Annotated in this window: 27 protein-coding genes; 18 read left to right on the top strand and 9 right to left on the bottom strand. The window is 66.7% G+C overall.

What is annotated here, in order from left to right; genetic code table 11:
* Nucleotides 1-1,477: hypothetical protein (locus A5636_RS19090; protein ID WP_065160200.1), on the bottom strand; the 1,477-nt coding region annotated here is incomplete at its 3' end.
* On the opposite strand from A5636_RS19090, the gene A5636_RS19085 reads away from it, so the two are divergent.
* On the top strand, nt 1,443-2,384 hold the full coding sequence (locus A5636_RS19085) for an NAD-dependent epimerase/dehydratase family protein (protein ID WP_065160199.1): 942 nt from the start codon (nt 1,443-1,445) through the stop codon (nt 2,382-2,384). The two genes, A5636_RS19090 and A5636_RS19085, sit on opposite strands and share 35 nt — an antisense overlap.
* Nucleotides 2,385-2,410: 26 nt before the next feature.
* On the opposite strand, the gene A5636_RS19080 is transcribed toward A5636_RS19085, so the two are convergent.
* From A5636_RS19080 to A5636_RS19065, 4 genes are read right to left on the bottom strand one after another with little or no spacing between them, the layout of a single operon-like run.
* Nucleotides 2,411-2,752: a DUF2304 domain-containing protein gene (locus tag A5636_RS19080; RefSeq protein ID WP_065160198.1), complete on the bottom strand. Its 342-nt coding sequence runs from the start codon at nt 2,750-2,752 to the stop codon at nt 2,411-2,413.
* 13 nt (nt 2,753-2,765) lie between these two features.
* Nucleotides 2,766-3,461 carry a glycosyltransferase family 2 protein gene (locus A5636_RS19075; protein WP_065160197.1) on the bottom strand — a complete coding sequence of 232 codons (696 nt, stop codon included), beginning with the start codon at nt 3,459-3,461 and terminating at the stop codon, nt 2,766-2,768.
* 36 nt (nt 3,462-3,497) lie between these two features.
* Nucleotides 3,498-4,790, bottom strand: coding sequence for a hypothetical protein (locus A5636_RS19070; protein WP_155763899.1), 1,293 nt, complete (start codon nt 4,788-4,790; stop codon nt 3,498-3,500).
* The gene (locus A5636_RS19065) at nt 4,787-5,275 is read right to left on the bottom strand and encodes an inorganic diphosphatase (protein WP_065160196.1); all 489 of its coding nucleotides are present in this window, start codon (nt 5,273-5,275) and stop codon (nt 4,787-4,789) included. Before A5636_RS19065 ends, A5636_RS19070 begins: the two co-directional genes overlap by 4 nt.
* 100 nt (nt 5,276-5,375) lie before the next feature.
* On the opposite strand from A5636_RS19065, the gene dacB reads away from it, so the two are divergent.
* From dacB to hpt, 4 genes are read left to right on the top strand one after another with little or no spacing between them, the layout of a single operon-like run.
* Nucleotides 5,376-6,764: a D-alanyl-D-alanine carboxypeptidase/D-alanyl-D-alanine endopeptidase gene (gene dacB, locus A5636_RS19060; protein WP_155763896.1), complete on the top strand. Its 1,389-nt coding sequence runs from the start codon at nt 5,376-5,378 to the stop codon at nt 6,762-6,764.
* 32 nt (nt 6,765-6,796) lie between these two features.
* On the top strand, nt 6,797-7,837 hold the full coding sequence (locus A5636_RS19055) for a zinc-dependent metalloprotease (RefSeq protein WP_065160206.1): 1,041 nt from the start codon (nt 6,797-6,799) through the stop codon (nt 7,835-7,837).
* Nucleotides 7,816-8,784: a tRNA lysidine(34) synthetase TilS gene (gene tilS / locus A5636_RS19050; protein WP_065160195.1), complete on the top strand. Its 969-nt coding sequence runs from the start codon at nt 7,816-7,818 to the stop codon at nt 8,782-8,784. The genes A5636_RS19055 and tilS overlap by 22 nt, the downstream gene beginning before the upstream one ends.
* A gap of 8 nt (nt 8,785-8,792) precedes the next feature.
* The gene (gene hpt, locus A5636_RS19045) at nt 8,793-9,398 is read left to right on the top strand and encodes a hypoxanthine phosphoribosyltransferase (protein ID WP_065160194.1); all 606 of its coding nucleotides are present in this window, start codon (nt 8,793-8,795) and stop codon (nt 9,396-9,398) included.
* A 4-nt stretch (nt 9,399-9,402) separates the two neighbouring features.
* On the opposite strand, the gene A5636_RS19040 is transcribed toward hpt, so the two are convergent.
* Nucleotides 9,403-10,137, bottom strand: coding sequence for an SIMPL domain-containing protein (locus tag A5636_RS19040; RefSeq protein ID WP_065160193.1), 735 nt, complete (start codon nt 10,135-10,137; stop codon nt 9,403-9,405).
* 675 nt (nt 10,138-10,812) lie between these two features.
* On the opposite strand from A5636_RS19040, the gene A5636_RS19035 reads away from it, so the two are divergent.
* Nucleotides 10,813-11,112 carry a PE family protein gene (locus tag A5636_RS19035; protein ID WP_065160192.1) on the top strand — a complete coding sequence of 100 codons (300 nt, stop codon included), beginning with the start codon at nt 10,813-10,815 and terminating at the stop codon, nt 11,110-11,112.
* A gap of 60 nt (nt 11,113-11,172) precedes the next feature.
* A complete protein-coding gene (locus A5636_RS19030; protein ID WP_065160204.1) occupies nt 11,173-12,354 on the top strand; it encodes a PPE family protein in 1,182 nt (393 codons plus the stop codon).
* A gap of 27 nt (nt 12,355-12,381) precedes the next feature.
* Here the strand turns inward: A5636_RS19030 and A5636_RS19025 are convergent, their stop codons facing one another.
* Genes A5636_RS19025 through A5636_RS19015 form a run of 3 tightly spaced genes read right to left on the bottom strand, consistent with a single transcriptional unit; the run spans nt 12,382 to nt 15,544 of the window.
* Complete coding sequence (locus tag A5636_RS19025) at nt 12,382-13,395, bottom strand: zinc-binding dehydrogenase (RefSeq protein ID WP_065160191.1); 1,014 nt, start codon at nt 13,393-13,395, stop codon at nt 12,382-12,384.
* Entirely contained in the window at nt 13,395-14,582 is a 1,188-nt protein-coding gene (locus tag A5636_RS19020) for an LLM class flavin-dependent oxidoreductase (protein ID WP_155763895.1), read from the bottom strand. Before A5636_RS19020 ends, A5636_RS19025 begins: the two co-directional genes overlap by 1 nt.
* Nucleotides 14,579-15,544: an alpha/beta fold hydrolase gene (locus A5636_RS19015; RefSeq protein WP_065160189.1), complete on the bottom strand. Its 966-nt coding sequence runs from the start codon at nt 15,542-15,544 to the stop codon at nt 14,579-14,581. The genes A5636_RS19020 and A5636_RS19015 overlap by 4 nt, the downstream gene beginning before the upstream one ends.
* 135 nt (nt 15,545-15,679) lie before the next feature.
* On the opposite strand from A5636_RS19015, the gene A5636_RS19010 reads away from it, so the two are divergent.
* The 11 genes from A5636_RS19010 to panD all read left to right on the top strand — a co-directional run bounded on the left by A5636_RS19010 (nt 15,680) and on the right by panD (nt 25,088).
* Complete coding sequence (locus A5636_RS19010) at nt 15,680-16,093, top strand: VOC family protein (RefSeq protein ID WP_065160188.1); 414 nt, start codon at nt 15,680-15,682, stop codon at nt 16,091-16,093.
* A gap of 152 nt (nt 16,094-16,245) precedes the next feature.
* Nucleotides 16,246-18,456, top strand: a complete 2,211-nt coding sequence (gene ftsH / locus A5636_RS19005; protein WP_065160187.1) for an ATP-dependent zinc metalloprotease FtsH — start codon at nt 16,246-16,248, stop codon at nt 18,454-18,456.
* Nucleotides 18,453-19,055 (top strand): GTP cyclohydrolase I FolE, encoded by a 603-nt coding sequence (gene folE / locus A5636_RS19000; protein WP_065160186.1) that lies wholly within the window; start codon nt 18,453-18,455, stop codon nt 19,053-19,055. The genes ftsH and folE overlap by 4 nt, the downstream gene beginning before the upstream one ends.
* On the top strand, nt 19,052-19,894 hold the full coding sequence (gene folP / locus A5636_RS18995) for a dihydropteroate synthase (RefSeq protein ID WP_081287878.1): 843 nt from the start codon (nt 19,052-19,054) through the stop codon (nt 19,892-19,894). The genes folE and folP overlap by 4 nt, the downstream gene beginning before the upstream one ends.
* A complete protein-coding gene (gene folB / locus A5636_RS18990; RefSeq protein ID WP_065160185.1) occupies nt 19,887-20,288 on the top strand; it encodes a dihydroneopterin aldolase in 402 nt (133 codons plus the stop codon). Before folP ends, folB begins: the two co-directional genes overlap by 8 nt.
* Before the next feature lie 28 nt (nt 20,289-20,316).
* Nucleotides 20,317-20,817 (top strand): 2-amino-4-hydroxy-6-hydroxymethyldihydropteridine diphosphokinase, encoded by a 501-nt coding sequence (gene folK, locus A5636_RS18985; protein WP_065160184.1) that lies wholly within the window; start codon nt 20,317-20,319, stop codon nt 20,815-20,817.
* Nucleotides 20,817-21,296 carry a DUF3180 domain-containing protein gene (locus A5636_RS18980; RefSeq protein WP_065160183.1) on the top strand — a complete coding sequence of 160 codons (480 nt, stop codon included), beginning with the start codon at nt 20,817-20,819 and terminating at the stop codon, nt 21,294-21,296. The genes folK and A5636_RS18980 overlap by 1 nt, the downstream gene beginning before the upstream one ends.
* A 77-nt stretch (nt 21,297-21,373) precedes the next feature.
* The gene (locus A5636_RS18975) at nt 21,374-22,732 is read left to right on the top strand and encodes a DUF6779 domain-containing protein (protein WP_065160182.1); all 1,359 of its coding nucleotides are present in this window, start codon (nt 21,374-21,376) and stop codon (nt 22,730-22,732) included.
* Between the two features lie 99 nt (nt 22,733-22,831).
* Entirely contained in the window at nt 22,832-23,743 is a 912-nt protein-coding gene (locus A5636_RS18970) for a Rossmann-like and DUF2520 domain-containing protein (protein WP_065160181.1), read from the top strand.
* On the top strand, nt 23,740-24,669 hold the full coding sequence (gene panC / locus A5636_RS18965) for a pantoate--beta-alanine ligase (RefSeq protein WP_065160180.1): 930 nt from the start codon (nt 23,740-23,742) through the stop codon (nt 24,667-24,669). The genes A5636_RS18970 and panC overlap by 4 nt, the downstream gene beginning before the upstream one ends.
* Nucleotides 24,669-25,088 carry an aspartate 1-decarboxylase gene (gene panD / locus A5636_RS18960; protein ID WP_065160179.1) on the top strand — a complete coding sequence of 140 codons (420 nt, stop codon included), beginning with the start codon at nt 24,669-24,671 and terminating at the stop codon, nt 25,086-25,088. The genes panC and panD overlap by 1 nt, the downstream gene beginning before the upstream one ends.
* The last annotated feature ends 1 nt before the right edge of the window (nt 25,089 follow it).

Raw genomic sequence — 25,089 nt, 5'->3', positions numbered from 1 at the left:
CCCGGGCGTCGACGAGCTGGCCCTTGCTGTTGAACATTCGTAATTGTGTTGTCGCGGGAGCGAATTCGGGTCTGTCACGCAACAAGGCGAACATGTGGCTGGTCAGGTTCTCCGGCCAGGCCACCCGTTGCAGCACCAGCGGATCGACTTCCTGATCCAGCAGCGGAACCGCCCGGTTCGCAGCCGCCAAGCCGGCGCGCGCGTTTTTCAGGTAGGGCTCGGCCGGGTTGTCGCGCCACGCCGCGAGGAAGGTGATGGTGGAGTAGCCACTGCTGGCCAAAAACAACAGCGCCGCAACACATGTCAGCACCGTGCGCAACCGGGATGCGTCCAGCGGGCGGGCCGAATCACGGTTGGGCGCGGTGAACGCCACCGCTGCCAGTAGCGCGAGCACCACCACCAGGTCGGGAAAATACCTGAGAGTCTGGGCCAGTTCGAGCGCGGTGAACCGAGATGAGCGCATCAGATAAATCGGCACCTGGCAGGCCACGGCATAACCTGCCGCGGTCAGCCACACCGGTCCGATGCGCTGCTTGCGGATAAACGAAATCGCAAGCAAAACAACCAAAACCAGCCATCCGAGCAGCATCACGGACAGCGGCGGAGTGGCCCACGGCGAGGCCGGCGCCCACCTGGCCCAGTCCCACGGGCCGCCTGCCAACCCCGGCACTATCCCGTGCGTGATCGAGCGGCGCAGTAACGCCCACGTCATCGCCAGATCCGAACTCCACCGGCGCTGATTGACCACCGACAGGTACAACGCCACCCAGCCGACGGTGATTGCCAGCGACCCCACCCACAGCCGGCGGCCCGCTCGCCAGACCGTGCGCAGCGGGTTCGCCTCGCCCCGGACATGGCCGAGCAGGGCGACCACCGCGAACGCGACGAACGGGATCACCGCAGCCTTTTCGAAGAACAGCAAGCCGCCCAGGTAGGCCAGCATGCCCGTCGCGGCATAGCGGTTGTTACCCCTGCGCACCAGCAGCACCGCATCGGCGCACACCCACGCCATCGCCGTGAGCATCGGCAGCGAGTTCAACGCGGCCGCCCACCAGGCGAAACCCGGCACCCCCAGCGGGCTGAACAGCGCGAAGGTCAACGGGATCAACAGCACCGGCCGCCACCCCAGGATCACGTACAGCGCCCGCAGCAACGCCAGGGAGGCCAGCAGTTGCAGCACTACCAGGCTTACTGCCGGCCAGGTCCACACCAGGGGCGCCAGCCGGATGATCGCCCCGGCCACCAAGAACGCGCCTGGCATCACGTGTCCGTCGTGGTCGTCGAACAGATAGGACGGCGAGAGCAGTCCTTGCGTGCCGGCCCTGCCGACCAGAATCAGATCGTCCCAGTAGAAGTAGCCCCCGAATGCGAGTGCGGCGCGAATCCCGAGCTGCGCCACGATCAGTGCGGCTGCGGCGAACACCACTCTGTATGGTGGGCCGGTGCGCGCACTGGTCACCGGGGCAGCCGGTTTCATCGGGTCGACGCTAGTCGACCGCCTTCTGGCCGACGGTCACACGGTAGTGAGCCTGGACAACTTCGCGACGGGTCGCGCGACCAACCTCGAGCATCTGGCCGGCAACCCCGCGCACGTCTTTGTCGAGGCCGATATCGTGACCGCGGACCTAGAGGCCATCCTCGGTGAGCACAAACCCGAGGTGGTTTTTCACCTGGCCGCCCAGATCGATGTCCGGCACTCGGTGGCCGATCCGCAATTCGACGCTTCGGTCAACGTGGTGGGTACGGTCCGGCTGGCCGAGGCCGCCCGCCGCACCGGAGTCCGCAAGATCGTCCACACCTCCTCCGGCGGGTCCATCTACGGTGTTCCCCCGCGGTTCCCGACGCCGGAGACGGTGCCGACCGATCCCGCATCGCCCTATGCCGCAGGAAAGGTGGCCGGAGAGATCTACCTGAATACCTTCCGCCACCTATACGGGCTGGATTGCTCGCACATCGCGCCGGCCAACGTCTACGGCCCGCGTCAGGACCCGCACGGCGAGGCCGGGGTGGTCGCGATCTTCGCGCAGGCGCTGCTGGAAGGTAAGCCCACCAAGGTTTTCGGGGACGGCTCCAACACCCGCGACTATGTATTCGTCGACGACGTCGTCGACGCCTTCGTGCGGGCATCGGGCAACCAGGGCGGGGGGCAGCGGTTCAACGTCGGCACCGGCATCGAAACCTCGGACCGCCAACTGCATTCGGCCGTGGCCGCCGCCGTAGAGGGACCCGACGACCCGCAGTTCCACCCGGCACGGCTGGGCGATTTGCGGCGTTCCTGTCTTGACATCGACTTAGCGGCACAGGTTTTGGGCTGGCGCCCGCAGGTGGGTCTGGACGAAGGTGTGCGTCGTACCGTCGACTTCTTCCGGCACAGACACGCCTAGCTGCTATCGCCCACGCGCACCTAGCGTCAGCGCGGGTCGGGCAGTTGCGCCCCCTCCAACGCGATAGCCCGCGCCAACCGCGCGTACTTCAATTCCAGGTCTTTGAACCTCATATAGGTGCTCAATGTGGTGAAACTGAACGCCATGATCAGCGCGTACAACATCAGGTCGGTGCCGCGATTCACCCCGAACCAGTGCGCGACCACCGTGGTGTCGTCTGGCCGGATCACCGCGTAGATGCCGAGCAGCACGAACAGCACGTAACCCACCTTGACCCAGGCCCGCGCCCTGGCGCTGCGGCGCGACCGCAGCAGGAAGATCAGCAGCGCGATGATCGACCCGATCAACAGCACCTTGATCCAGTTCATTCAGCCGTCCTTCTCACCGCCGTATCCTGCCCCGCAGGAAGCCGTCAAAGATGATGTTCACGCCGTTCAGCAGCGGCTGACCCTTCGATTTGGAGTACTCGGTATAGAGCACCTCGACTGGCTCTTCGGCTACCCGCCAATGGTTTTCAGCGACCATCATGACGATCTCGGTGGCGTGGCTCATGCCGCTCATGGTGATGTTCAGCCCGTCGGCGACGGTCTTGTTGAACACCCGCAGGCCGTTGTTGGTGTCGGTCAGGCCAAGCCGGCGGCCGCGGCGGCTCAGTCGCGCCGCGGTCTGCAGCACTATCCGCTTCAGCAGCGGCGGCCTGCTGCCGACCGCGCGAGCGAACCGGGTGCCGATCACAATGTCGACGTCACCGACCAGGAGCCGCTCCACCATCGCCGCCAGGTCTTTCACGCGGTGCTGACCGTCGGCGTCGAAGGTGGCGAAAACCTTGGCACCGGGCTGGCTGCGGGCATACTCGATGCCCGTCTGAATGGCCGCGCCCTGACCGAGATTGATCGGATGGCGCACCAGGTGCGCACCGGCCTGCCGGGCGATCTGGCCGCTGCCGTCGGTGCTGCCGTCGTCCACGCAGACGACGTTGTCGAAGACCGATCGCAGCTCGGAGATCACCTCGCCGATGACGGGGCCTTCGTTGAAGTTGGGGACGACGATCCAGACGTCATGCGTTTCAGAACCCATTGCAAGCCACAACGTACACGCTGGACCAGCACTGAATCAGGCGCTGGCGCGTCCGCCACGCCCCAAGGCGACCAGATGGACGACCATTCCCAGCAGCGGGCCGCACAACAGGCCCACCACAGTCCGGGCTTCCAGCGCGAGCGGCAGCATGAGTAGCAGCCCGGAGGCCACTGTCGCGGTAACCCAGCCGAGCGAATACGAGCGGTGCAGAGCGGCGGCGACCGTCGCCGAGCCGGTGAGGGTCAACAGCGCGATTGCCACAGCCGCGGCCGTGAGCCAGGCCAACAGCGCGCTGCTGGCCTGGTAGTCCGTCCCGAACGCCACCCGCAACAACCACGGGCCCACCAGCCCGGCCAGCAGCACTCCCAATCCGCCAACCGCCGCGATGAGCAGCGCGGGGGAGATGAGTGCACGTAGCCGGTGGCCGCGCTCGTCGACGAAGTGCGCGATGAGATTGCCCTGCATCGCGAACAGCGGCACCAACAGCGGCGCGCGGGTCAGTGTCACGGCCAGGATGATGACGCCGCCCTCGGCGCCCAGATCGGCAGAGGTCAGCTTCAGTAATACCGGGAAGCCCATCACCAGGATCGCGCTGGCGCCGGAGGCGGTGATCGAGTGCGCGGCGCCCCGCAGAAACGTCGACGTGCTGCCCGGCGTCAGCTGGCGTGCCGCGGCGCGCGCCTTCGATGAGCCGGCCAGGACGATCAACCAGGCCACCGAACCCGCGACCGTTGCCCACAAATACCCGACCAGGCCCCAGCCGATCACAAACGTGGCAGCTGCGACCGTCACGCGCATCACTGCGTCGGTCACCATCAGGACCCCGTACTGGCCCCACCGATCGAAACCGGCCAGCATGCCCAGCAGAGTCGAATGCAGACAGACCCCGGCCAACCCGATGCTGAGCAACGCAACCGAAACCCCGCGCGCTTCGACGAACACCCGTGCGCCCCACAGCGGTGAACTGCCCGCAACCAGGACGGCCGACACCAGGCCGACCAGGCCGGCGACGCGCAGCGGGTGGGTCCGGGACGCACCGGGCGAATCCAGGTACTGCATCGCGCGCACCTCGCGGGTGGTCTCCTGCAGCAACCCGTTGGCGGCCCCGCTGACCAGCCCGAATGCGCCCCAAAAGACCCCGAATTTGGAGAAGCCGCTCGGGGACAGATTGCGGGCGGCCAGGTACACCACCGCGTAGCCGCACAACGCGGTCAGCACCGTTGCGGTGCCCACGCGCGCGACACTGCCGCGCGTGACCGGTCCCACGGCGGCCCCCGCAGCTCCCGGGGTGCCCGCGCCGTCCGTCACCGTGGCGACACTAGGGCTCAGTGCCCTTCGGTCTTGAACCGCTCCACCGAACGCTGCACCTCGGCTTCGGCCTCCGCACGACCCACCCAGTCGGCCGCCTTGACGAACTTGCCCGGCTCCAGGTCCTTGTAGTGCACGAAGAAGTGCTTGATGGCGTCCAGTTCGTATGCCGGAACGTCGCCGACGTCCTGGATGTGGTCCCACCGATTGTCGCCGGCCGGGACGCACAGCACCTTGTCGTCGCCGCCGGCTTCGTCGACCATCCGGAACATGCCCACCGGCCGTACCTCCACCAACACGCCAGGGAACAGCGGCTGCGGCAACAGCACCAGGGCATCCAGCGGGTCCCCGTCCTCACCCAGCGTGTCCTCAATGAAGCCGTAGTCGGCGGGGTAGGCCATCGGGGTGTAGAGGTAGCGGTCCAAACGCACCCGACCGGTCTCGTGATCGACCTCGTACTTGTTGCGCTGGCCCTTTGGAATTTCGATGGTCACGTCGAATTGCACGGCTACACACTAATCCAGCGGGTGCCGCGGTAGTGCTTTGCGGCCGGTTCGGCAGAATGGGTCACGAAAACAAGAGACCGAGACGATCGCGCAGGAATTCATGGGCCCCAAACGCTGGCGCAAGTCCACCCACGTGCTTGTTGGGCTGGTGGTGCTCGCGTTCGTTGCGGCCGTGGTGGCCGCCGCGGTGCTCTTCACCACGGGTGGGCACGGCACCGGCGGTGCGCGCTCCACCGTCCCCCCACCGCGACCACCCACGGTCAAGGCAGCCGTCTCGCCGGTCGCCGACAACGCGGCCACACCCAGCGCGGGCGGCGTGGCGGCAGCGCTGGCGGCCGCCGCGGCCGATCCGAATCTGGGCAGGCTGGCCGGTCGCATCACGGATGCGATGACCGGTAAGGAAATCTGGCGCCAGCTCGATGACCAGCCGATGATTCCGGCGTCGACCAATAAGGTCCTGACCGCCGCCGCTGCCCTGCTCACCCTGGACCGGCAGGCCAGGATCAGCACCCGGGTGGTTGCGGCCGGGCAGAGCGCGCAGGGCCCTGTCGTGCTGGTGGGTGCCGGGGATCCGACGCTTTCGGCGGCTCCGCCCGGTGTGGAGACCTGGTATCACGGCGCGGCGCGCATCAACGATCTGGTTGAACAGGTGCATCGCAGCGGCGTGACACCGACGGCCGTGCAGGTGGACATCTCCGCGTTCAGCGGTCCCACGTTGGCTCCAGGCTGGGACCCGGCCGACATCGACAACGGCGATGTCGCCCCGATCGAGGCGGCGATGATCGACGCGGGCCGTATCCAGCCCACCACGGTCAACTCCCGACGGTCCAAGACGCCGGCGCTGGATGCGGGACGCGAGTTGGCGATCGCGCTCGGCTTGGATCCGGGGGTCGTGACCATCGGTTCGGCCCCGGCCGGCGCGCGGCAACTGGCAGTTGTGCAATCACCGCCGTTGATTCAGCGGCTGTCCCAGATGATGAACGCCTCGGACAACGTCATGGCCGAGTGCATCGGCCGCGAGGTAGCGGCCGCGATCAACCGGCCGCGCAGCTTCACCGGCGCCGTCGACGCCGTGATGAGCCGGCTCAACACCGCCCACGTCGACACCACCGGGACCGCGCTGGTGGATTCCAGCGGGCTCTCGGTGAACAACCGCCTGACGGCCCGGACTCTGGACGGCACTATTCAGGCCGCGGCGGGACCGGATCAGTCGTCGGTGCGGGCCCTGTTGGATCTGCTGCCGATCGCCGGTGGCAGCGGCACACTCGGGGAACGTTTCCTGGACCGGTCCACCGACCAGGGGCCAGCCGGCTGGCTGCGGGCCAAGACCGGCTCGCTGACCGCGGTGAACTCGTTGGCCGGCCTGCTCACCGACGCCAGTGGGCGGGTGCTGACGTTCGCCTTCCTGTCCAACGACGCCGGCCCGAACGGTCGCAACGCGCTCGATGCGTTGGCCACCAGATTGTGGTTCTGCGGGTGCGTGACGTGACCCAACCCGGATCCTCGTCCTCCGGACTCACCATGGGCAACGCCGTCGATTGGGGCTTCGCCGCCACCGTGGGCGAGAAGCTGGCCCGCGGTGGCCCGGTGACCTCCGACTACACGCACCGCCAGGTGGTCGAGGAGTTGATGCGGGCGGCCGAGCAGGCCGAGCCCCCGGTCCGCGACGTCACGGGTCTGATGACCGCGGGCCCGGTGCCGCCGGCGCGCGTGGTAAACCGCCCGGAATGGATCCGGGCCGCGGCCCAGTCGATGCGCGCAATGACGAACGGCAGCGAGAAACCGCGCGGGTTCATCACCGGGCGGCTCACCGGCGCGCAGACCGGTGCGGTGCTGGCGTTTGTGTCTTCGGGCATCCTTGGGCAATACGACCCGTTCAATCCGTCCGGAGGCGGTTCGGACGAGCGCGCGGGCACCCTGCTGTTGGTCTATCCGAACGTGATCGCCGTCGAGCGGCAACTGAAGGTCAGCCCGTCTGACTTCCGGTTGTGGGTGTGCCTGCACGAGGTGACCCACCGGGTGCAGTTCACCGCCAACCCGTGGATTGCGGACTACATGTCGAGCTCGTTGGGTCTGCTGACCCAGGAACCCGCCGAAGACATCCGCGAGGTGGCCGGCCGGCTCGCCGAGTACGTGCGTAGCCGCGGCAATGCGTCGGACGAAGCCAGTGCCACAGGCATTCTCGGTTTGATGCGGGCCGTGCAATCCGAGCCTCAGCGCAAGGCTTTGGATCAGCTACTGGTCCTGGGCACGCTGCTCGAAGGCCACGCCGAACACGTGATGGACGCGGTGGGGCCGATGGTCGTCCCGTCGGTTGCCACCATCCGGCGCCGGTTCGACGAACGCCGTCAGCGCAAACAACCCCCACTGGCACGACTGGTGCGCGCGCTGTTGGGAGTCGAAGCCAAACTCAGCCAGTACACCCGCGGCAAGGTGTTCGTCGACCAGGTGGTGCAACGGGTCGGCATGAAGCGGTTCAACACGGTGTGGACCAGCCCGGAGACATTGCCCCTGCCCATCGAGATCGACCAGCCGCAGCGATGGATCGACAGGGTGCTGTAGCCCAACTGCGCCGGGCGGTAAATGAATTCGCGCAGACACAGTTGGCCGCGCTGGACACGGACGGTCCGTGGTCGGTGGGTTTGTCCGGGGGGCCGGATTCTTTGGCGCTCACTGCCGCGGCCGCGCGGCTGCGCCCCACTACCGCGCTGATCGTGGACCACGGATTGCAGGCCGGCTCGGCTGAAATCGCCGAAAGTGCACGGACGCAAGCCATTTCGTTGGGCTGTGAGCAGGCGCGGGTGCTGCGCGTCGAGGTCGGTGTCGATGGCGGACCCGAGGCCGCGGCGCGCACCGCCCGTTATGCGGCGCTGGATCGGCATCGGGACGGCCCGGTGCTGTTGGCGCACACCCTCGACGACCAGGCCGAGACGGTCCTGCTGGGCCTGGGTCGCGGTTCGGGCGCCCGGTCGATAGCCGGCATGCGGCCTTGTGATCCGCCGTGGTGCCGCCCACTGCTCGGGGTGCGACGGCAGGTGACCCACGCCGCCTGTACGGAGCTCGGCCTCGAACCGTGGCGGGACCCGCACAATGCGGACCGGCGCTTCACTCGCGTCCGGTTGCGCAACGAGGTACTGCCGCTGTTGGAAGAGGTGCTGGGGGGTGGCGTGGCCGAGGCGCTGGCCCGTACCGCGACGGCGCTGCGTGAGGACACCGAGCTCATCGACGCCATCGCGGACGCGGCACTGCCCGAGGTCACGACGAACCAGGGGCTGAACACTGCGGCACTTTCGGAGTTGTCCGCGCCGGTGCGACGCCGGGTGATTCGTGCGTGGTTGCTGGCCGGCGGGGCAATCGGCCTGACCGACAAGCAGATCCGTGGGGTGGACACTCTGGTGACCGTCTGGCGCGGTCAGGGCGGGGTGGCGGTGGGATCGACGCTGCGGGGGCGACGCCTGGTGGCAGGTCGGCGTGACGGCCTACTTACGTTGCGCCAGGAGACAATTTGACGCTTCCTTTGGTCTGGCACCGCTCGGCGTGGCACGCTGTGCACGTGACGGCCGAGCTGTACCCGGGGGACATCAAGTCGGTGCTGCTCACCCAGGAGCAGATCCAGGCGCGCATCGCCGAGCTCGCCGAGCAGATCGCCGAGGACTACCGCGATGTGGCTGCGAGCAGCGGCCAGGATCTGTTGTTGATCACGGTGCTCAAGGGTGCGGTGTTGTTCGTCACCGACCTGGCCCGGGCCATTCCGCTGCCGACTCAGTTCGAGTTCATGGCGGTGAGCTCCTACGGTTCCTCGACGTCCTCGTCGGGCGTGGTGCGAATCCTGAAGGATCTCGACCGCGACATTCACGACCGCGACGTACTGATCGTGGAGGACGTCGTCGACTCCGGGCTGACGCTGTCCTGGTTGCTGCGCAACCTCACCAGCCGCCATCCGCGTTCGCTGCGGGTATGCACGCTGCTGCGCAAGCCGGACGCAGTCGGCGCCAACGTCGAGATCGCTTACGTGGGCTTCGACATTCCCAATGACTTCGTCGTCGGCTACGGCCTCGACTACGACGAGCGCTACCGGGACCTGCCCTACATCGGCACTCTGGATCCGCGGGTCTATCAGTAGCCGATCAGGTCAGCTCCCAGACCGCGGTGACCGAGAAGTTCACCGTCTGCTGTCCGGGTTCGAGCGGCGCCAGGGAGGCGCGCGGGGCAGGTGCGGGTTGTGGCCCGGGCGTCGGCGGGGGGCTGGAGGACTCGGAGATGGACAGCACCTTGCCCAGGTGCAGTCCGGAAAGTTGCGCGTACTGCTGGGCACGGTTCTTGGCATCCTCGAAGGCGCGCGTCCTGGCGTCCTTCACCAACTGCGAGTCGTCGGCGATCGAGTAGTTCACCGAACGGATCCGGGTGGCGTCGCCACCGGTGCGGACGACGAGGTCCAGCAGCCTTGATGCCGCGTCGGTCGGGTGGATCTTGATCTCGATCGTGTTGTCCGCCCGGTATCCGGCGACAGTTGCGGCTTCAGTCGGCGCCGGGGACGTGTACTGGGGCTGCAGGACGACTTGCGTGGTGCGGATGTCCTTGCGGTCCAGGCCGGCTTCCGCCAATGCGTTGATCACCGCTTGCTGGCGATCGTTGGTCTGGTTCATTGCGGTGGTCACATCGGCTGCGGTGAATTCGATGGCCACGTTGGCGGTCAGGGTGTCCGGGACACCCTGGACTTGACCGGATCCGAGCACGGTCACCTGACGTGGATCGCTCGCGGAACCGGTGGCGGGGTGCGAGTCGCAGCCTGCCGCGGTGGCCAGTGTCAGGCCGGCGGCGACTGCTGCGATCGCGCTGCGGGTGCGGTTTGCAATCGGCATGGCTGGACCCTAGCGGTGGTGCCGCTGCCCTTCTGCGACAAAACGCTGTCAGAGCGGCGACGGTGCTAGTTAACCTTGCGTTCAGATTCGCGAGCGCGCCGCACGGTGAGTGGCGCACCCCTGGGACAGGGTGGTCGAAGAAGCTCGAAACATACCGGTATGGGGGATATACAGGGCTTTTAGGCGGGACCATCCCATGGATCAGCCAGAGGGGCTCCGCATATCACCCTTTTGTTCCACGACCGTAGTTTGGCAAGTATTCAAATGGGGCTCAAATCATATCTGTGATTCATATGAGCGAGGCATAACTCGCGTCGGCGGTGACGGCACCTCTCAGCAAATGAATTGGTCTCGGTTTCCGCAGCTCCATCGCCGTTCCCAGCGCGGCGCCCAATATGTGTAGCAAACGGCATGCGTCGGCGAACCTGTCTAGGAAATGGCCACTATATGTCAAGCTGACGAATCGTAGGGAGATTCAGGCCATTTTCATATAAACGCGGCATCTTAGCAGTATTCGCACCGGTGGAAATGAATTGTTGTCGACCCGATAGTGAACAGGCTTTCTGAGTGCTGTGTTGTGCGTGAGTCGCTGCCTAGCCTGGCCAAGGATGCGATTCAGTGACGAGAACCGATCACTGAACTCATGGAGCAAGTGCCTTTGAGGAAGGAACACACATGTCGCTCGTGATCGCACGGCCCGAAATCGTGGCCGGCGTGGCCGGGGAACTGCAGTCCATCAACGCAATGGCCCGGTCTGGGGATGAACTCGCGGCAGCACCGACAACCGGGGTGGTCCCTGCGGCCGCCGATATGGTGTCGCAGCTGACGGCCACTCAGTTCGCCGCACACGCACGCCTGTACCAGGTGATCAGCGCGCAGGCGGCCGCGGTCCAGGACCAACTGGCCACCACGCTTGCCGTCACCGCGGGTTCGTACGCGGACACCGAGGCCGCCAACGCCGCCAGCATTGGCTAGGGCGGGGGAGTAGGAAGAGTGGACTTCGCTTTACTTCCGCCGGAGATCAACTCCACGTTGATGTACTCCGGCCCTGGTGCAGGTTCGATGATGGCCGCGGCGTCGGCCTGGGATGGGCTGGCCGGCGAACTCCATGCGACGGCGGGCTCCTACCGCGCGCTGTTGTCCGGCTTGACTGCTGGGCCGTGGATGGGACCGGCCGCAGCGGCGATGTCCGCGGCGGCCGCACCCCATTTGACTTGGCTGGACAGCACAGCGCTGCTGGCTGAACAAGCGGGTGCCCAGGCCGCAGCGGCGGTCGCTGCCTATGAAGCGGCGTTCTCCGGGACGGTGCCTCCGGCGGAGGTCGCGGCGAACCGTGCGCTGCTGGCCCAGTTGGTAGCCACCAATATCTTCGGTCAGAACACGCCCGCAATCGCGGTCGTCGAGGCTGAGTATGCGGAGATGTGGGCGCAGGACGCCGGTGTGATGTACGGCTATGCCGGCTCATCGGCGCAAGCGGCGGCCCTGGAGCCGTTCACCCCGCCGACTCCCACGACCACACCAACCGCGCTGGCCGGACAGGCCGCCGCGGTCAGCCAGGCTGTCGGCAGCACTGCCGCGGCCGACGTGCCGCAACTACAGCAGTTGATTTCCAATCTGCCGAACACGTTGGGGAGTATGGCCGCGTTGAACCCCCTGGCCTCGGCGTTGGGTCTGCCGGTCACCCTCGCCAGCGATTCGATCACCTTCGACGGGCCGATCGGCGACGTGGTGGCGGCCCTGACGGGTTCCGCGACGCTGGATGCCGGCAGCGGTATCGACGCGTTCATCAGGCTGGTTTCTCCGACCCGGCTGTTTGCGACCACGTTCCGGGACATCACTGGCCTGGGCCAGACGTTCTTCCCTCCGGCCAAGGCCGCCGCGGAAGCCGCAAAAGCGCTGGAGGCGCTGCCGCACAACTTCAGCTTCTCGGGGCTGGGCAGCGGAGGTCTGGGCGGTTTGGGCGGAATCGGCAAGGCCGCGCAGATCGGCGGGCTGTCGGTGCCCAATGCCTGGGCGTCCGCGACTCCTGGAATCGGGCGGATGGCTACGCTGCCACTCGCTACGCCGGGGGCTGTCGCCGAGGCCGCAGCGCCGAGTGAGCACATGTTGGGTGGCATGCCGCTCACCGGCGGGCTCGGCCGCGGCCTGGGGGCGGCGAACGCTCCCCGCTACGGGTTCCATCCGACCGTGATGACACGCCCACCGTTCGCGGGGTAACGCGCAGGAGGCGAACTCACCTGCGCGCTATGGCGTCACCAGGATCTTGCAGTGCCGCTCCGGATCCGTGAGATCGTCGAAAGCTGCGCCGACCCCATCCAGACCGACCTCGCCGGTGATGAGCGGGCTCACGTCGATGTCGCCCTCGGCGATTGCGCGCAGCGAAGCGCTGAACTCGTCCATGTCGTATGCCAGGGAGAATTGCAGACTGATCTCCTTGGCGGTGGCGAAAAACGGATGGATTGTGTCGGGTTCCATGCATACCCCGGCGACCACCAGACGGGAGTTCCGCCTGGCCTTGCGCAGCACATCGTTGATGACTCCGGGCACGCCCACGGCTTCGAATATCACGGTGGCCTTGACGGCGTCGAAGGGGGAACTCTGGGCCGGATCAACCGCGAGATGCGCGCCCATGGCGGCGGCGATCTCCCGGCGTTTGGGTGAAAAGTCCGCTGCGACAATATTTTCGACGCCACGCACCTTCAGCGCCGCGATGATGGCGATGCCGATTGGTCCGCAGCCCAGCACCAGGGCCGCCTCGTCGACGGTGATGTTGGACTTGTTGACCGCGTGCAGTCCCACCGCCATCGGTTCGGTGAGTGCGGCACGCTTGTAATCCAGGCCATTGGGAATGGGTAAGAGCAGCGGCGCGGACAACAGCATCCGCTCGGCGTAACCACCGACTGTGGTGTTGCTGTAGACGATCGGCTCGACGCCCTTGTCTGACAGCAGGACTGGCAGGGACGTGACCAGTGTTCCCGGCGGGTGGGTGTCGGTGTCGGGTCCCGCTTCGAGCACCTCGGCACTGAATTCGTGACCCATGAAGATGTCGCGATCCAGATCGACGTGCATGCCCCCCGATGCACCGGCGACTTGGTTGGTCATCTCCAACACCTTGCCGCCGTGTGCGGCGAAATGCAGGTCTGAGCCGCATATTCCGCAGGCGCGCACGGCCACCAGCACCTGGCCCGGTCCAGGAATGGGATCGGGAACGTCGTCGCGATAGACCATGCGCCCGCCGCGCAATGCCGCCGCGCGCATCAGTTGCCCGCACCGTCATGTTCGGCGACGTGCTGGGTGATGGCTTGCACAACGGCCTGACCGGCACGCCCGATCAGCTCCTCACGTTTGTCCTTGGCCCATTCGTGGGATGCGCGCGACGCTTCGAGTTGCCCTTTGAAATAGGGAATCACTTTGCGGGCGAACAGATCATAGGAATGGAAGGTGGCTTGCGGAGACGCCCAGTCGTGGCCCAGCAGCAGCAGCGTGCCGAAGCCGCCGGACCGCTCCAACAGATCCTCGATGTGGGCAATGGCGTCCTCCGGCGTGCCTATGCAGCAGTTCCCCTTTGCCGCATAGTCTTCGACGAACTCGCGGGGCGTCTGCGCACCCTCGACAGTGTTGGCCAGTGGCACGAATCCGGCGGCGCCGAAATACTTGGCGAAGTCCATGAGTCCGTAGGTGCAGTCGTCGATCGCCTGATCGCGGGTATCGGCGATGTGCATGATGCTCAACACCCGCCAGTCGCTGCGGTCGGGCTCCGGGCGTCCCGCTTTGCCGGCCTGCTCGCACACCACTTCCCAGGTGTTCTCCAAGGCGGCGTAACCGCCCGGCACCGACATCGACAGTGACAACAGGGAGGTGCCCAACGCGCCGGCCAGCCGCGGTCCAGATGGCGAAATCATTGCGGCCGTTGATATTTCCGGGTACGGCCAGGTGTATGGACGAATATGCAACTGGGCATCGCGCAGGGTGAACCATTCGGTGTGGCGGTCGATACGCTCCTCGGGCGCGGCGCGGAACAGGGCCAGGATCGCCTCGAGGGATTCCTGCATCATGCGGCGTTGGTCGACCGGATCGATGCCCATCATGTATGCATCGGACGGCAATGCTCCGGGGCCGGTGCCGAACATGACACGCCCGCGGGTCAAGTGATCCAGCAGGACCCACCGGTCGGCCACCATCAGTGGGTGGTGGTACGGCAATGAGACGACGCCGGTCCCCAGTCGGATGTGCTTGGTCCGCTCCGCTGCGGCGGCGATGAACACCTCTGGGCAGGCGATCAATTCGTAACCGCCGGAATGGTGTTCGCCGAACCATGCTTCGTCGAAGCCTAACCGGTCCAGCGCTACCACGCGCTCCATGTCGTATTCCAGCGCCACCGTCGGCGATTGGCCGGTCGGGTGAAACGGCGTGATGAAGACGCCGAATCGCATTGGAGCATTCACCATTTCACTCCCTTGAGGAATTCCAATAGAGCAGAGTTGACTTCGTCGGGCCGTTCCTGCTGCAACCAGTGGCCAGCGCCGTCGATCATCAGCTCACGGTAGGGGCCGCTGACTACCTCCGAGGCACGGTCTCGGCGGGTGAAGCTGAGCACTGGATCGGCTGTGCCGCCGATGAACAGGCAGGGCACCGTGATGGTGACACCGTCCAAATCCGCGGTGGTCTCCCAGTTGCGGTCCATGTTCCGGTACCAGTTCAACCCGCCGGTGAAGCCGGTGCGAGTGAATTCCGCTACGTAGTACTCGATTTCGTCCTGCGTGAGCCAATCGGGTAGTCCGTCGGGTTCCGGTAGGCGGTCGATGAAGCCTTCGGGTCCCGGCGCCACCATGCGCAACGCCGCATCCTGGTTACCGGACAATTGCAAACTGCCCATCATCCGGCGCATGGTGCGGGCGGGATCGCCGTTCAACTCCGCGTCGGCGACTCCCGGTTCCTGGAAGTAGAGGATGTAGAAGAAGTTGTCGCCGAATGTGCGCTTGAGCGCCACGGTGACGGGCCGCTTCGCCCGCGGCACCGGCGGAACACTCAATGCGGCCACGGCGCCGACGCGATCGGGATGCAGCAGCGGCGCGTTCCACACCACCATGGCGCCCCAGTCGTGGCCGACCCACGCCGCACGCTCGGCGCCCACGTCGTCGAGCAAGCCGGTGATGTCGGCGGTCAGGTGGTGGATGTCGTAGGTGTGGACGGCGTCCGGTCGCGACGAGCCGCCATAACCGCGCTGGTCCGGTGCCAGGACGTGATAACCGGCATCGGCCAGAACCGGAATCTGGTGACGCCAGGAGTACGCCAGTTCCGGAAACCCGTGGCACAGGACCACCACGGGCGCACCGCGGTCGCCGGCCTCGACAACCCGCAACTGCACACCGTTGGTGTCAACTAACCGTTCGGTAGGTGAACCCATCGTCACACCAAAGCACAACGGCAGCGGGCTGAGAAGGCTTGGCGCAGCCTTGTTGAGCCTTCTAGAGGCTTCTAAAGACTTAGCGCCGGCATACCCGGTAGATATCGCGAGTGCTGCCGCGCATGATGGTGATCCATGCGACTGGACCATGTGGTGCTGTGGACGAAAGACCAACGGGCGGCGATGGACTTCTACACCCGGGTGGTGGGGCTGGCTCCGGTGCGGTTCGACGAGTTCGAAGCCGGCGACGCCCCGTTTCCGAGCGTGCGGGTGAGTGACGACTCGATCATCGACCTGATGGCGGCCGACGGCGCCGGTTTCACCGACTCGATGACGAAGGTGGCTGGAAGCGCGGGCCATCGCGTGAATCACGTCTGCATATCGATGGCGAAGTCGGAGTACGACGACTTGGATCGGCGGCTACAGGCAGAAGGAATTGACACCAGTGCGCGGCTGGACAATTCCTTCGGCGCGCGCGGGTGGGCCCCGCAGGGGTACTACTTCCCAGATCCGGACGGAAACGTGGTCGAGGCGCGGTATTACGAGTAACCGCTGCGTCGGGAACCCCTGATCGTTGTCTCTTCGAGTGTGCCGAGCCGTCGCGCCCCGGCTCTGCCGGAGCTGGTGTTCGCCATGGGCGGTAACCTGGACATTTCCAGCTGTGTGTATTGGGAAGGACCTGGCCGACTCGGCCGTGAGTGATGAACCGTAAAAACGTGATCCGCACGATGACGGCGGTCGCCGTATTGGTGTTGCTCGGTTGGTCGTTCTTCTACTTCAGCGACGACACCCGCGGGTACAAGCCGGTCGACACGTCGGTGGCGATGGCCCAGATCAGCAGCGACAACGTCAAGTCTGCGCAGATCGACGACCGTGAACAGCAGCTGCGCCTGACCCTGAAGAAGGGCAACGACGACACCGAGAACTCCGACAAGGTCATCACCAAGTACCCCACCGGCTACGGCGTCGACCTCTTCAACGCGCTCAACGCCAAGAAGGCCAAGGTCGCCACGGTTGTCAACGAAGGCAGCATCCTGGGCGAATTGCTGGTCTACGTGCTGCCGCTGCTGTTGCTGGTGGGCCTGTTCGTGATGTTCTCCCGCATGCAGGGCGGGGCCCGAATGGGCTTCGGCTTCGGTAAGTCGCGCGCCAAACAACTGTCCAAGGACATGCCCAAGACCACCTTTGCCGACGTCGCCGGCGTCGACGAGGCCGTCGAGGAGCTGTACGAGATCAAAGACTTCCTGCAGAACCCCTCCAGGTATCAGGCACTCGGCGCCAAGATCCCCAAAGGCGTGCTGCTCTACGGCCCGCCGGGTACCGGAAAGACCTTGCTGGCCCGCGCTGTTGCCGGAGAGGCCGGCGTTCCCTTTTTCACCATCTCCGGCTCCGACTTCGTCGAGATGTTCGTCGGCGTCGGTGCCTCGCGCGTCCGCGACCTATTCGAGCAGGCGAAACAAAACAGCCCGTGCATCATTTTCGTCGACGAGATCGACGCGGTGGGCCGCCAGCGGGGTGCCGGGCTCGGCGGCGGGCACGACGAGCGCGAACAAACGCTGAACCAGCTGCTCGTCGAGATGGACGGTTTCGGTGATCGCGCCGGGGTCATCCTGATCGCCGCCACCAACCGGCCCGACATCCTGGATCCGGCGTTGCTGCGGCCGGGTCGCTTCGACCGGCAGATCCCGGTGTCGAATCCCGATCTGGCCGGGCGTCGGGCGGTGCTACGGGTGCACTCCAAGGGCAAGCCGATCGCCGACGACACCGACCTGGACGGGCTGGCCAAGCGGACCGTGGGCATGACCGGTGCTGATCTGGCCAACGTCGTCAACGAAGCTGCACTGCTGACCGCCCGCGAGAACGGCACGGTCATCACCGGCGCTGCCCTGGAAGAGGCGGTGGACCGGGTGATCGGCGGTCCGCGCCGCAAAGGCCGCATCATCAGCGAACACGAGAAGAAGATCACCGCCTATCACGAGGGCGGACACACCCTGGCGGCGTGGGCGATGCCCGACATCGACCCGGTCTACAAGGTGACGATCCTGGCGCGCGGCCGCACCGGCGGGCACGCGGTGGCCGTGCCAGAAGAAGACAAGGGCCTGCGCACCCGCTCGGAGATGATCGCCCAGCTGGTGTTCGCGATGGGCGGACGCGCCGCCGAGGAATTGGTGTTCCGCGAGCCCACTACCGGTGCGGTGTCCGACATCGAGCAGGCCACCAAGGTCGCCCGCGCGATGGTCACCGAATACGGCATGAGCGCGCGGTTGGGTGCGGTGAAGTACGGCACCGAACACGGAGATCCGTTCCTGGGCCGCACCATGGGCAATCAGGCGGACTACTCACACGAGGTTGCCGGTGCGATCGACGAAGAGGTCCGCAAACTCATCGAGGCGGCGCACACCGAAGCCTGGGAGATCCTCACCGAGTACCGGGACGTCCTGGACACGTTGGCCGGTGAGCTGCTGGAGAAGGAAACCCTGCACCGGCCGGAACTGGAAGCGATCTTCGGTGAGGTCGAGAAACGTCCCAGGCTCACCATTTTCGACGACTTCGGCGGCCGGATCCCGTCCGACAAGCCACCGATCAAGACCCCCGGCGAGCTGGCGATCGAACGCGGTGAGCCCTGGCCGCAGCCGGTGCCCGAACCGGCGTTCAAGGCTGCCATCGCGCGCGCCAGCAGGGCCGCCGAGGACGCCAAGTCAGAAGGCAATGGCACCGGGGGTGCTCCCGGTCCCAACGGATCGCATGGCACCACCCAGCCCGACTACGGCGCTCCGGCCGACTGGCACGCACCCGGATGGCCGCCGCGCCCGTCGAATCAACCACAAACCGCATCCGGCCATCCCGGTTCGGATACCGATGACTCCGATACCGACGAGCCCTCCGATCAGCACCGAGGGCGGTTCGGATGACACAGCTGGATTCCAGGGATACCCGGGTGCGCAACTTCGATCAGGACCGCGCTGAAGCGGCGGTAAGGGAGCTGCTGATCGCGTTGGGGGAAGACCCCGACCGTGAAGGGCTGCGCGATACCCCGGCGCGGGTGGCACGGGCGTACCGGGAGATTTTCGCCGGCCTCTACACCGATCCGGCCTCGGTGCTCAACACCATGTTCGACGAAGACCACAACGAACTGGTGATCATGAAAGAGATCCCGCTGTACTCGACCTGCGAACACCATCTGGTCGCGTTCCATGGGGTCGCGCACGTCGGGTACATCCCGGGCGCGGAGGGCCGGGTGACGGGCCTGTCGAAGATCGCGCGCCTGGTTGACCTTTTCGCCAGGCGACCGCAAGTTCAGGAGCGGCTGACCAGTCAGATAGCCGATGCCCTGGTGGAACGGCTGGATCCGCTCGGGGTCATCGTGGTGGTGGAGGCCGAGCATCTGTGTATGGCGATGCGTGGCGTTCGCAAACCCGGCTCAGTCACGACCACCTCGGCGGTGCGCGGTCAGTTCAAGACCGACGCCGCCTCCCGAGCCGAAGCGCTCGATCTCATTCTGCGTAAGTGAGTTTGGCGCCCGTGCAGGTTATGGGGGTGCTCAACGTCACGGACGATTCGTTTTCTGACGGTGGGCGCTACCTCGATGCCGACGGCGCCATCCGGCATGGTCTGGCATTGGCCGCCGAGGGTGCCGACATCGTCGACGTGGGCGGCGAATCGACGCGCCCCGGCGCCGCCCGGGTGGATCCTGACGTCGAAGCGGCCCGTGTCATTCCGGTGATCAAAGCCCTTGCCGCACAGCACATCACCGTCAGCATCGACACCATGCATGCACAGGTCGCGCGTGCGGCGCTGGAGAACGGCGCCCAACTCGTCAACGACGTCTCCGGTGGCCGGGCCGACCCCGCGATGGCGCCGCTGGTCGCCGATGCCCGGGTGCCTTGGGTGCTGATGCACTGGCGCCGGGTGTCAGCCGACAATCCGCACCGGGTCCCGAACTACCGGGACGTGGTCGCCGACGTTCGCGCTGAGCTACTGGCGAGTGTGGACGACGCGATAGCCGCGGGTGTCGACGGCGGCAAGCTGCTGATTGATCCGGGCCTGGGATTTGCCAAGACAGCACAACACAATTGGGCGTTGTTACGGGCCCTGCCCGAGTTGGTCGCCACCGGGTTCCCGGTTCTGATCGGCGCCTCGCGGAAACGATTCCTCGGTTCGCTGCTGGCAGAACCGGACGGTGCGCCGCGGGCTGCCGACGGGCGCGAAACGGCGACCGCGGTGATTTCGGCGCTCGCGGCCCTGCATGGAGCTTGGGGCGTCCGGGTGCACGACGTGCGCGGCTCCGTCGACGCCGTCAAAGTCGTTGAGGCATGGCAGCGCGGGAAGGGGCCTGAACACGATGGCTGACCGGATCGAGTTGCGCGGGTTGACGATTCGTGGCCGGCACGGCGTGTTCGAACACGAACGCGAGAACGGGCAGGACTTCGTCGTCGACATCACGGTGTGGATGGACCTGGCCCGGGCCGCCGCCAGCGATGACCTTGCCGACACATACAACTACGCGCAATTGGCCCAGCTGGCAGCTGACATCGTCGGCGGGACGCCGCGGAATCTGATCGAAACTGTCGGGGCGGAGATCGCCGACGCGGTGATGAAGGACGAGCGGTTACACGCCGTAGAGGTGACCGTGCACAAGCCGCACGCCCCCATCTCGCAGGAGTTCGACGATGTAGCGGTGGTGACGCGCCGGTCACGCCGTGGCGGTCGGGGTTCGATAGTCCCGGCGGGCGGCGCGGTATGACGCGCACCGGCGACGAGGAGCGGCGTCTGTGACGCGAGTGGTGCTGTCCATCGGCTCCAACCTGGGTGACCGGATGGCCCAGCTGCAGTCGGTGATTGCCGGTCTGGGGGAGGCGGTGACCGCGGTCTCGCGGGTGTATGAGACGGACCCCTGGGGTGGGGTGGAGCAGGGCCCGTTCCTCAATGCCGTAGTGATCGCCGAGGATTCGGCTCGCGATGCGTACTCGTGGCTGCGCCGGGCGCAGGAGTTCGAGTGCGCCGCGCGGCGGAAGCGGGAGGTGCGTTGGGGACCGCGCACGCTCGATGTCGACCTGATCGCCTGCTACGACGAACACGGTGAGATCACCCTGGATGAACGCGAACTCACCTTGCCGCACCCACGGGCGCGGGTGCGGGCGTTCGTCCTGGTGCCGTGGCTGGACGCCGACCCGACCGCTGAACTCGACCGGCCAGTGCGTGACCTACTGGCCGAACTCGACCCAGCCGAGCGTGCCGGTGTGCGCCTGACGTCGTGGACGCTGGAAACCTGATGGGGCCTACCCGCAAACGGGACCTGGCGGCCGTGGTGCTCGGCTTCGCGGTGGTGGGTTATCTGTTGATCACGACGTTGTACCGCTACTACCCGCCGATCACCGTGTGGAGCGGCGTTTCGCTGCTGCTGGTAGCTGTCGCCGAAGGACTGTGGGCCCGCAACGTACGCGCCAAGATCAGCGAGGGTGAGATCGGCGACGCTCCCGGCTGGCTGCACCCGCTGGCTGTGGCGCGCAGCCTGATGGTCGCCAAGGCATCGGCCTGGGTGGGCGCGGTGATGTTGGGTTGGTGGCTCGGGGTGTTGGTGTACTTTCTGCCGCGCCGGTCCTGGATGCGGGCAGCCGCCGAGGACACCGGGGGCGCGGTCGTGGCGGCAGCCAGCGCGCTGGCCCTGTTGGTGGTCGCACTGTGGTTGCAACATTGCTGCAAGTCGCCGCCCCAGGATCCGGGTGAGCACGGCGAAGGAGCCGAGACCTAGCCGTGCGGCAACTCGGCGTGAGAATCGCCGGACTGGCGCGACACGCCAACTGACCTCGCCCGGTACAGTCAGGGGCCATGACCGTTCTGTCCCGCGGCGCCCGGGTCCGGCGCGGCGGCCGCAGGCCGGGTTGGGTGCTCTTGACGACGTTGCTGGTCCTGGCGATCGGGGCCAGCTCCGCTCTGGTTTTCACCGATCGGGTGGAACTCCTCAAGCTCGCTGTGATCCTGGCGTTGTGGGCCGCCGTTGCCGGCGCTTTCGTGTCCGTGCTCTACCGGCGGCAGGCCGAGGCGGACCAGGCGCGGGCTCGCGACATGAAGTTGGTGTACGACCTGCAGCTGGACCGGGAAATCTCGGCCCGCCGCGAATACGAGCTCACGGTCGAGTCGCAGTTGCGTCGTGAATTGGCCGCCGAGCTGCGTTCGCAGGCCGCTGACGAGGTCGCCGCGCTGCGGGCGGAGTTGTCCGCGCTGCGAACCAACCTGGAGATCCTTTTCGACACCGACCTGGAACAACGCCCCGCGCTCGAAACCTTGGGCAGAGACGCCGCGCGGGCATTGCCGGACCGCGGTCACGGTCACAACGGTGCGCAGAACGGTGAAGGTCCGCCGGCCGACTGGGTGTCCAGTGACAGAGTCACTGCGGTTCGCCGGGACGACGACCCGCGCACCCGCACCGACGAAGTCGCAATCATCGATGTCCCGGAGGAGCCATTGCTGCCGCCGCGGCAGCCAGCCCCCGCGCAGGAGTACGTACCGCCGGCGCAGCCCGAGCCGTCGCCCAACCCGCGCCACCGGCCACCCGCGGCGCCGCAGCCCCAGTTTCAGCCCCAGCCCCAGCCCGAGTTTCAGCCCGAGTTCCAGCCGCAGCCCGAGTTCCAGCCCCAGCCCGAGCCACAGCCAGAGCCGCGACCGGCCGAATGGCAACCGGTTGCCGCCGCTGGGCAGTGGTTGCCGCCCGGAACAAGCGGCAGTCACTGGGTGGCGGCTGAGCCGCCAGCGCCGGCGCAGGCGCCCGGCCAGGAGCAGGGCCGCAGGAGGCGTTACCGAGATGTCGAGACCGAGGACGTCGAGGAGGACACGAATGACCTCGCGCCGCAGTACGGTGGCGGTCGCCGGTCCCGCTCGCGGCATTCGGCGGAATATCGCGACTACGGCGTCAGCAGCCTGTCCCAGGGCACCGATGCCATACCAGACGAACCGCCGCCGGCACCGGCATCGCCGCCGGCACCTCCACCGCCACCTTCACCGCCACCTAGGCCGGGCCCACTAGCCCCACCACAGGAGGCCGCGCCCCGGCACCGCAGCGCCGAGGACTTGAACCAGGATGCCTACGACAACGATCCGCCGAGTGGCGGTCAGACCGTTGCCGACCTGCTGGCACGGCTCCAGGTGCAGCCCAGCGGAGGCGGCCGGCGTCGCCGCCGCGACGAGTGAACTGGGTCTAGGCCGCTGAATCGACTACAGTTTCAATGACCGTCCGGTACCCGAGAAACGGGACTGGAACGAACGTAGAAATCTGTGAGGTCGTCTGCGATGGGGCAGTTCGACGGTTTGCGCCCGGCCCGGCTGAAGGTGGGGATCATCTCTGCCGGCCGGGTGGGCACCGCGCTGGGAGTCGCGCTGGAGCGCGCGGACCACGTCGTGGTGGCGTGCAGTGCCATCTCCCACGCGTCCCTGTCGCGGGCGCAACGTCGCCTGCCCGACACCCCGGTGCTGCCGCCGCCAGACGTCGCAGCCGGCTCGGAATTGTTGCTGTTGGCGGTGACGGACAGCGAATTGGCCGGCCTGGTATCTGGGCTGGCGGCTACCTCGGCGGTGCGCCGGGGCACCATCGTCGTCCACACCTCTGGTGCCAATGGCATCTCCGTGCTGGCTCCGCTGACCGAACAGGGCTGCATTCCGCTGGCGATACACCCGGCGATGACGTTCACCGGCTCCGACGAGGACATTGCCCGCCTACCGGACACCTGCTTCGGGGTTACCGCCGCTGACGAGATCGGTTATGCCATCGGCCAGTCCCTGGTGCTGGAAATGGGCGGTGAGCCGTTCTGCGTGCGCGAGGAAGAGCGCGTTCTCTACCACGCCGCACTCGCCCACGCGTCCAATCATCTGGTCACGGTGCTGGCCGACGCGCTGGAGGCGCTGCGGACGGCGCTGCGCGGTGACGAACTGCTCGGGCAACAGCGCATCGACGATCAGCCCGGCGGGGTCGCCGAACGCATCGTCGGACCCCTCGCGCGGGCGGCGCTGGAAAACACGCTCCAGCGCGGTCAGGCCGCGCTGACGGGTCCCGTCGCCCGCGGTGACGCGCTCGCCGTCGCGGGGCATCTGCGGGCGCTCGAGCAGGCCGACCCGCAGCTGGCGCAGGCCTACCGGGTGAACGCGCTGCGGACCGCGCATCGCGCCCACGCACCTGCCGACGTGGTCGAGGTGCTGGCCCGGTGAAGCTCGGTCAGCCCCGCAAGTTCATCCCGGGCGAACTCAACCTCTATTCGGCGCCGCGGGAGGTGAGCGACGTCACGCGCGCGCTGCGGCACACCGGCCGGCGGGTGATGTTGGTGCCCACGATGGGCGCCCTGCATGCCGGGCATCTTTCCCTGGTGCGGGCCGCCAAACGGGTGCCCGGATCGGTTGTCGTGGTGTCGATCTTCGTCAACCCGCTGCAGTTCGGCGCCGGCGAAGACCTCGACGCCTACCCGCGCACCCTCGACGACGATCTCGCCTTGCTGCGCGAGGAGAGCGTGGACATCGTGTTCGCGCCGACCGCGGCCGCGATGTACCCCGACGGAATGCGGACCACCGTGCAGCCGGGCCCATTGGCCGGCGAGCTCGAAGGCGCCGCCCGGCCAACGCATTTCGCCGGGATGCTGACGGTGGTGTTGAAGCTGCTGCAGATCGTGCGGCCCGATCGTGCTTTCTTCGGTGAGAAGGACTACCAGCAACTGGTCCTGATCCGGCAGATGGTTGCCGACCTGAACGTGGACGTGCAAGTAGTGGGTGTGCCCACCGTGCGCGAAGCCGACGGGCTGGCGCTGTCGTCGCGCAACCGCTATCTGGATGCCGAGCAGCGGGAACTCGCGGTGGCGCTTTCAGCGGCGCTGACGGCCGGTGCGCACGCGGCTACCTACGGTGGCCGGGCCGCACTGGACGCGGCCCGCGCGGTACTTGACGCCACCCCCGGCCTGGCAGTCGACTACCTCCAGTTGCGCGATACCGAGCTGGGCCCGGTACCTGTGCACGGGTCCGGCCGACTGTTGATCGCCGCCCGGCTGGGCAGCACCAGACTTCTGGACAATGTGGCAATCCAAATCGGTGATCTCGCCGGCACCTCCGGGCTGGACGAGCGCACCCAACCCAATTGGAGGAACTGATGTTACGGACGATGTTGAAGTCGAAGATCCACCGCGCCACCGTCACCCAGGCCGATCTGCACTACGTCGGATCGGTGACCATCGACGCCGACCTGATGGACGCCGCCGACCTGCTCGAGGGCGAACAGGTCACGATCGTCGACATCGACAATGGGGCCCGGCTGGTCACCTACGCGATCACCGGCGAACGCGGCAGCGGAGTGATCGGAATCAACGGCGCCGCAGCACATCTGGTCCATCCGGGTGACCTGGTGATCCTGATCGCCTACGGGACCATGGAGGACGCCGAAGCGCGGGCTTACCAGCCGCGGATCGTTTTCGTCGACGCCGAGAACAAGCAGATCGACCTTGGCAGCGACCCAGCCTTCGTGCCGGATGGTGTAGACGAGTTGCTCGATCCGCGCATGAGTGTGCGGTAAC

Source organism: Mycobacterium asiaticum (assembly GCF_001673315.1).
Classification (GTDB): domain Bacteria; phylum Actinomycetota; class Actinomycetes; order Mycobacteriales; family Mycobacteriaceae; genus Mycobacterium; species Mycobacterium asiaticum_B.
This window is presented reverse-complemented; position numbering and strand designations above follow the sequence as displayed.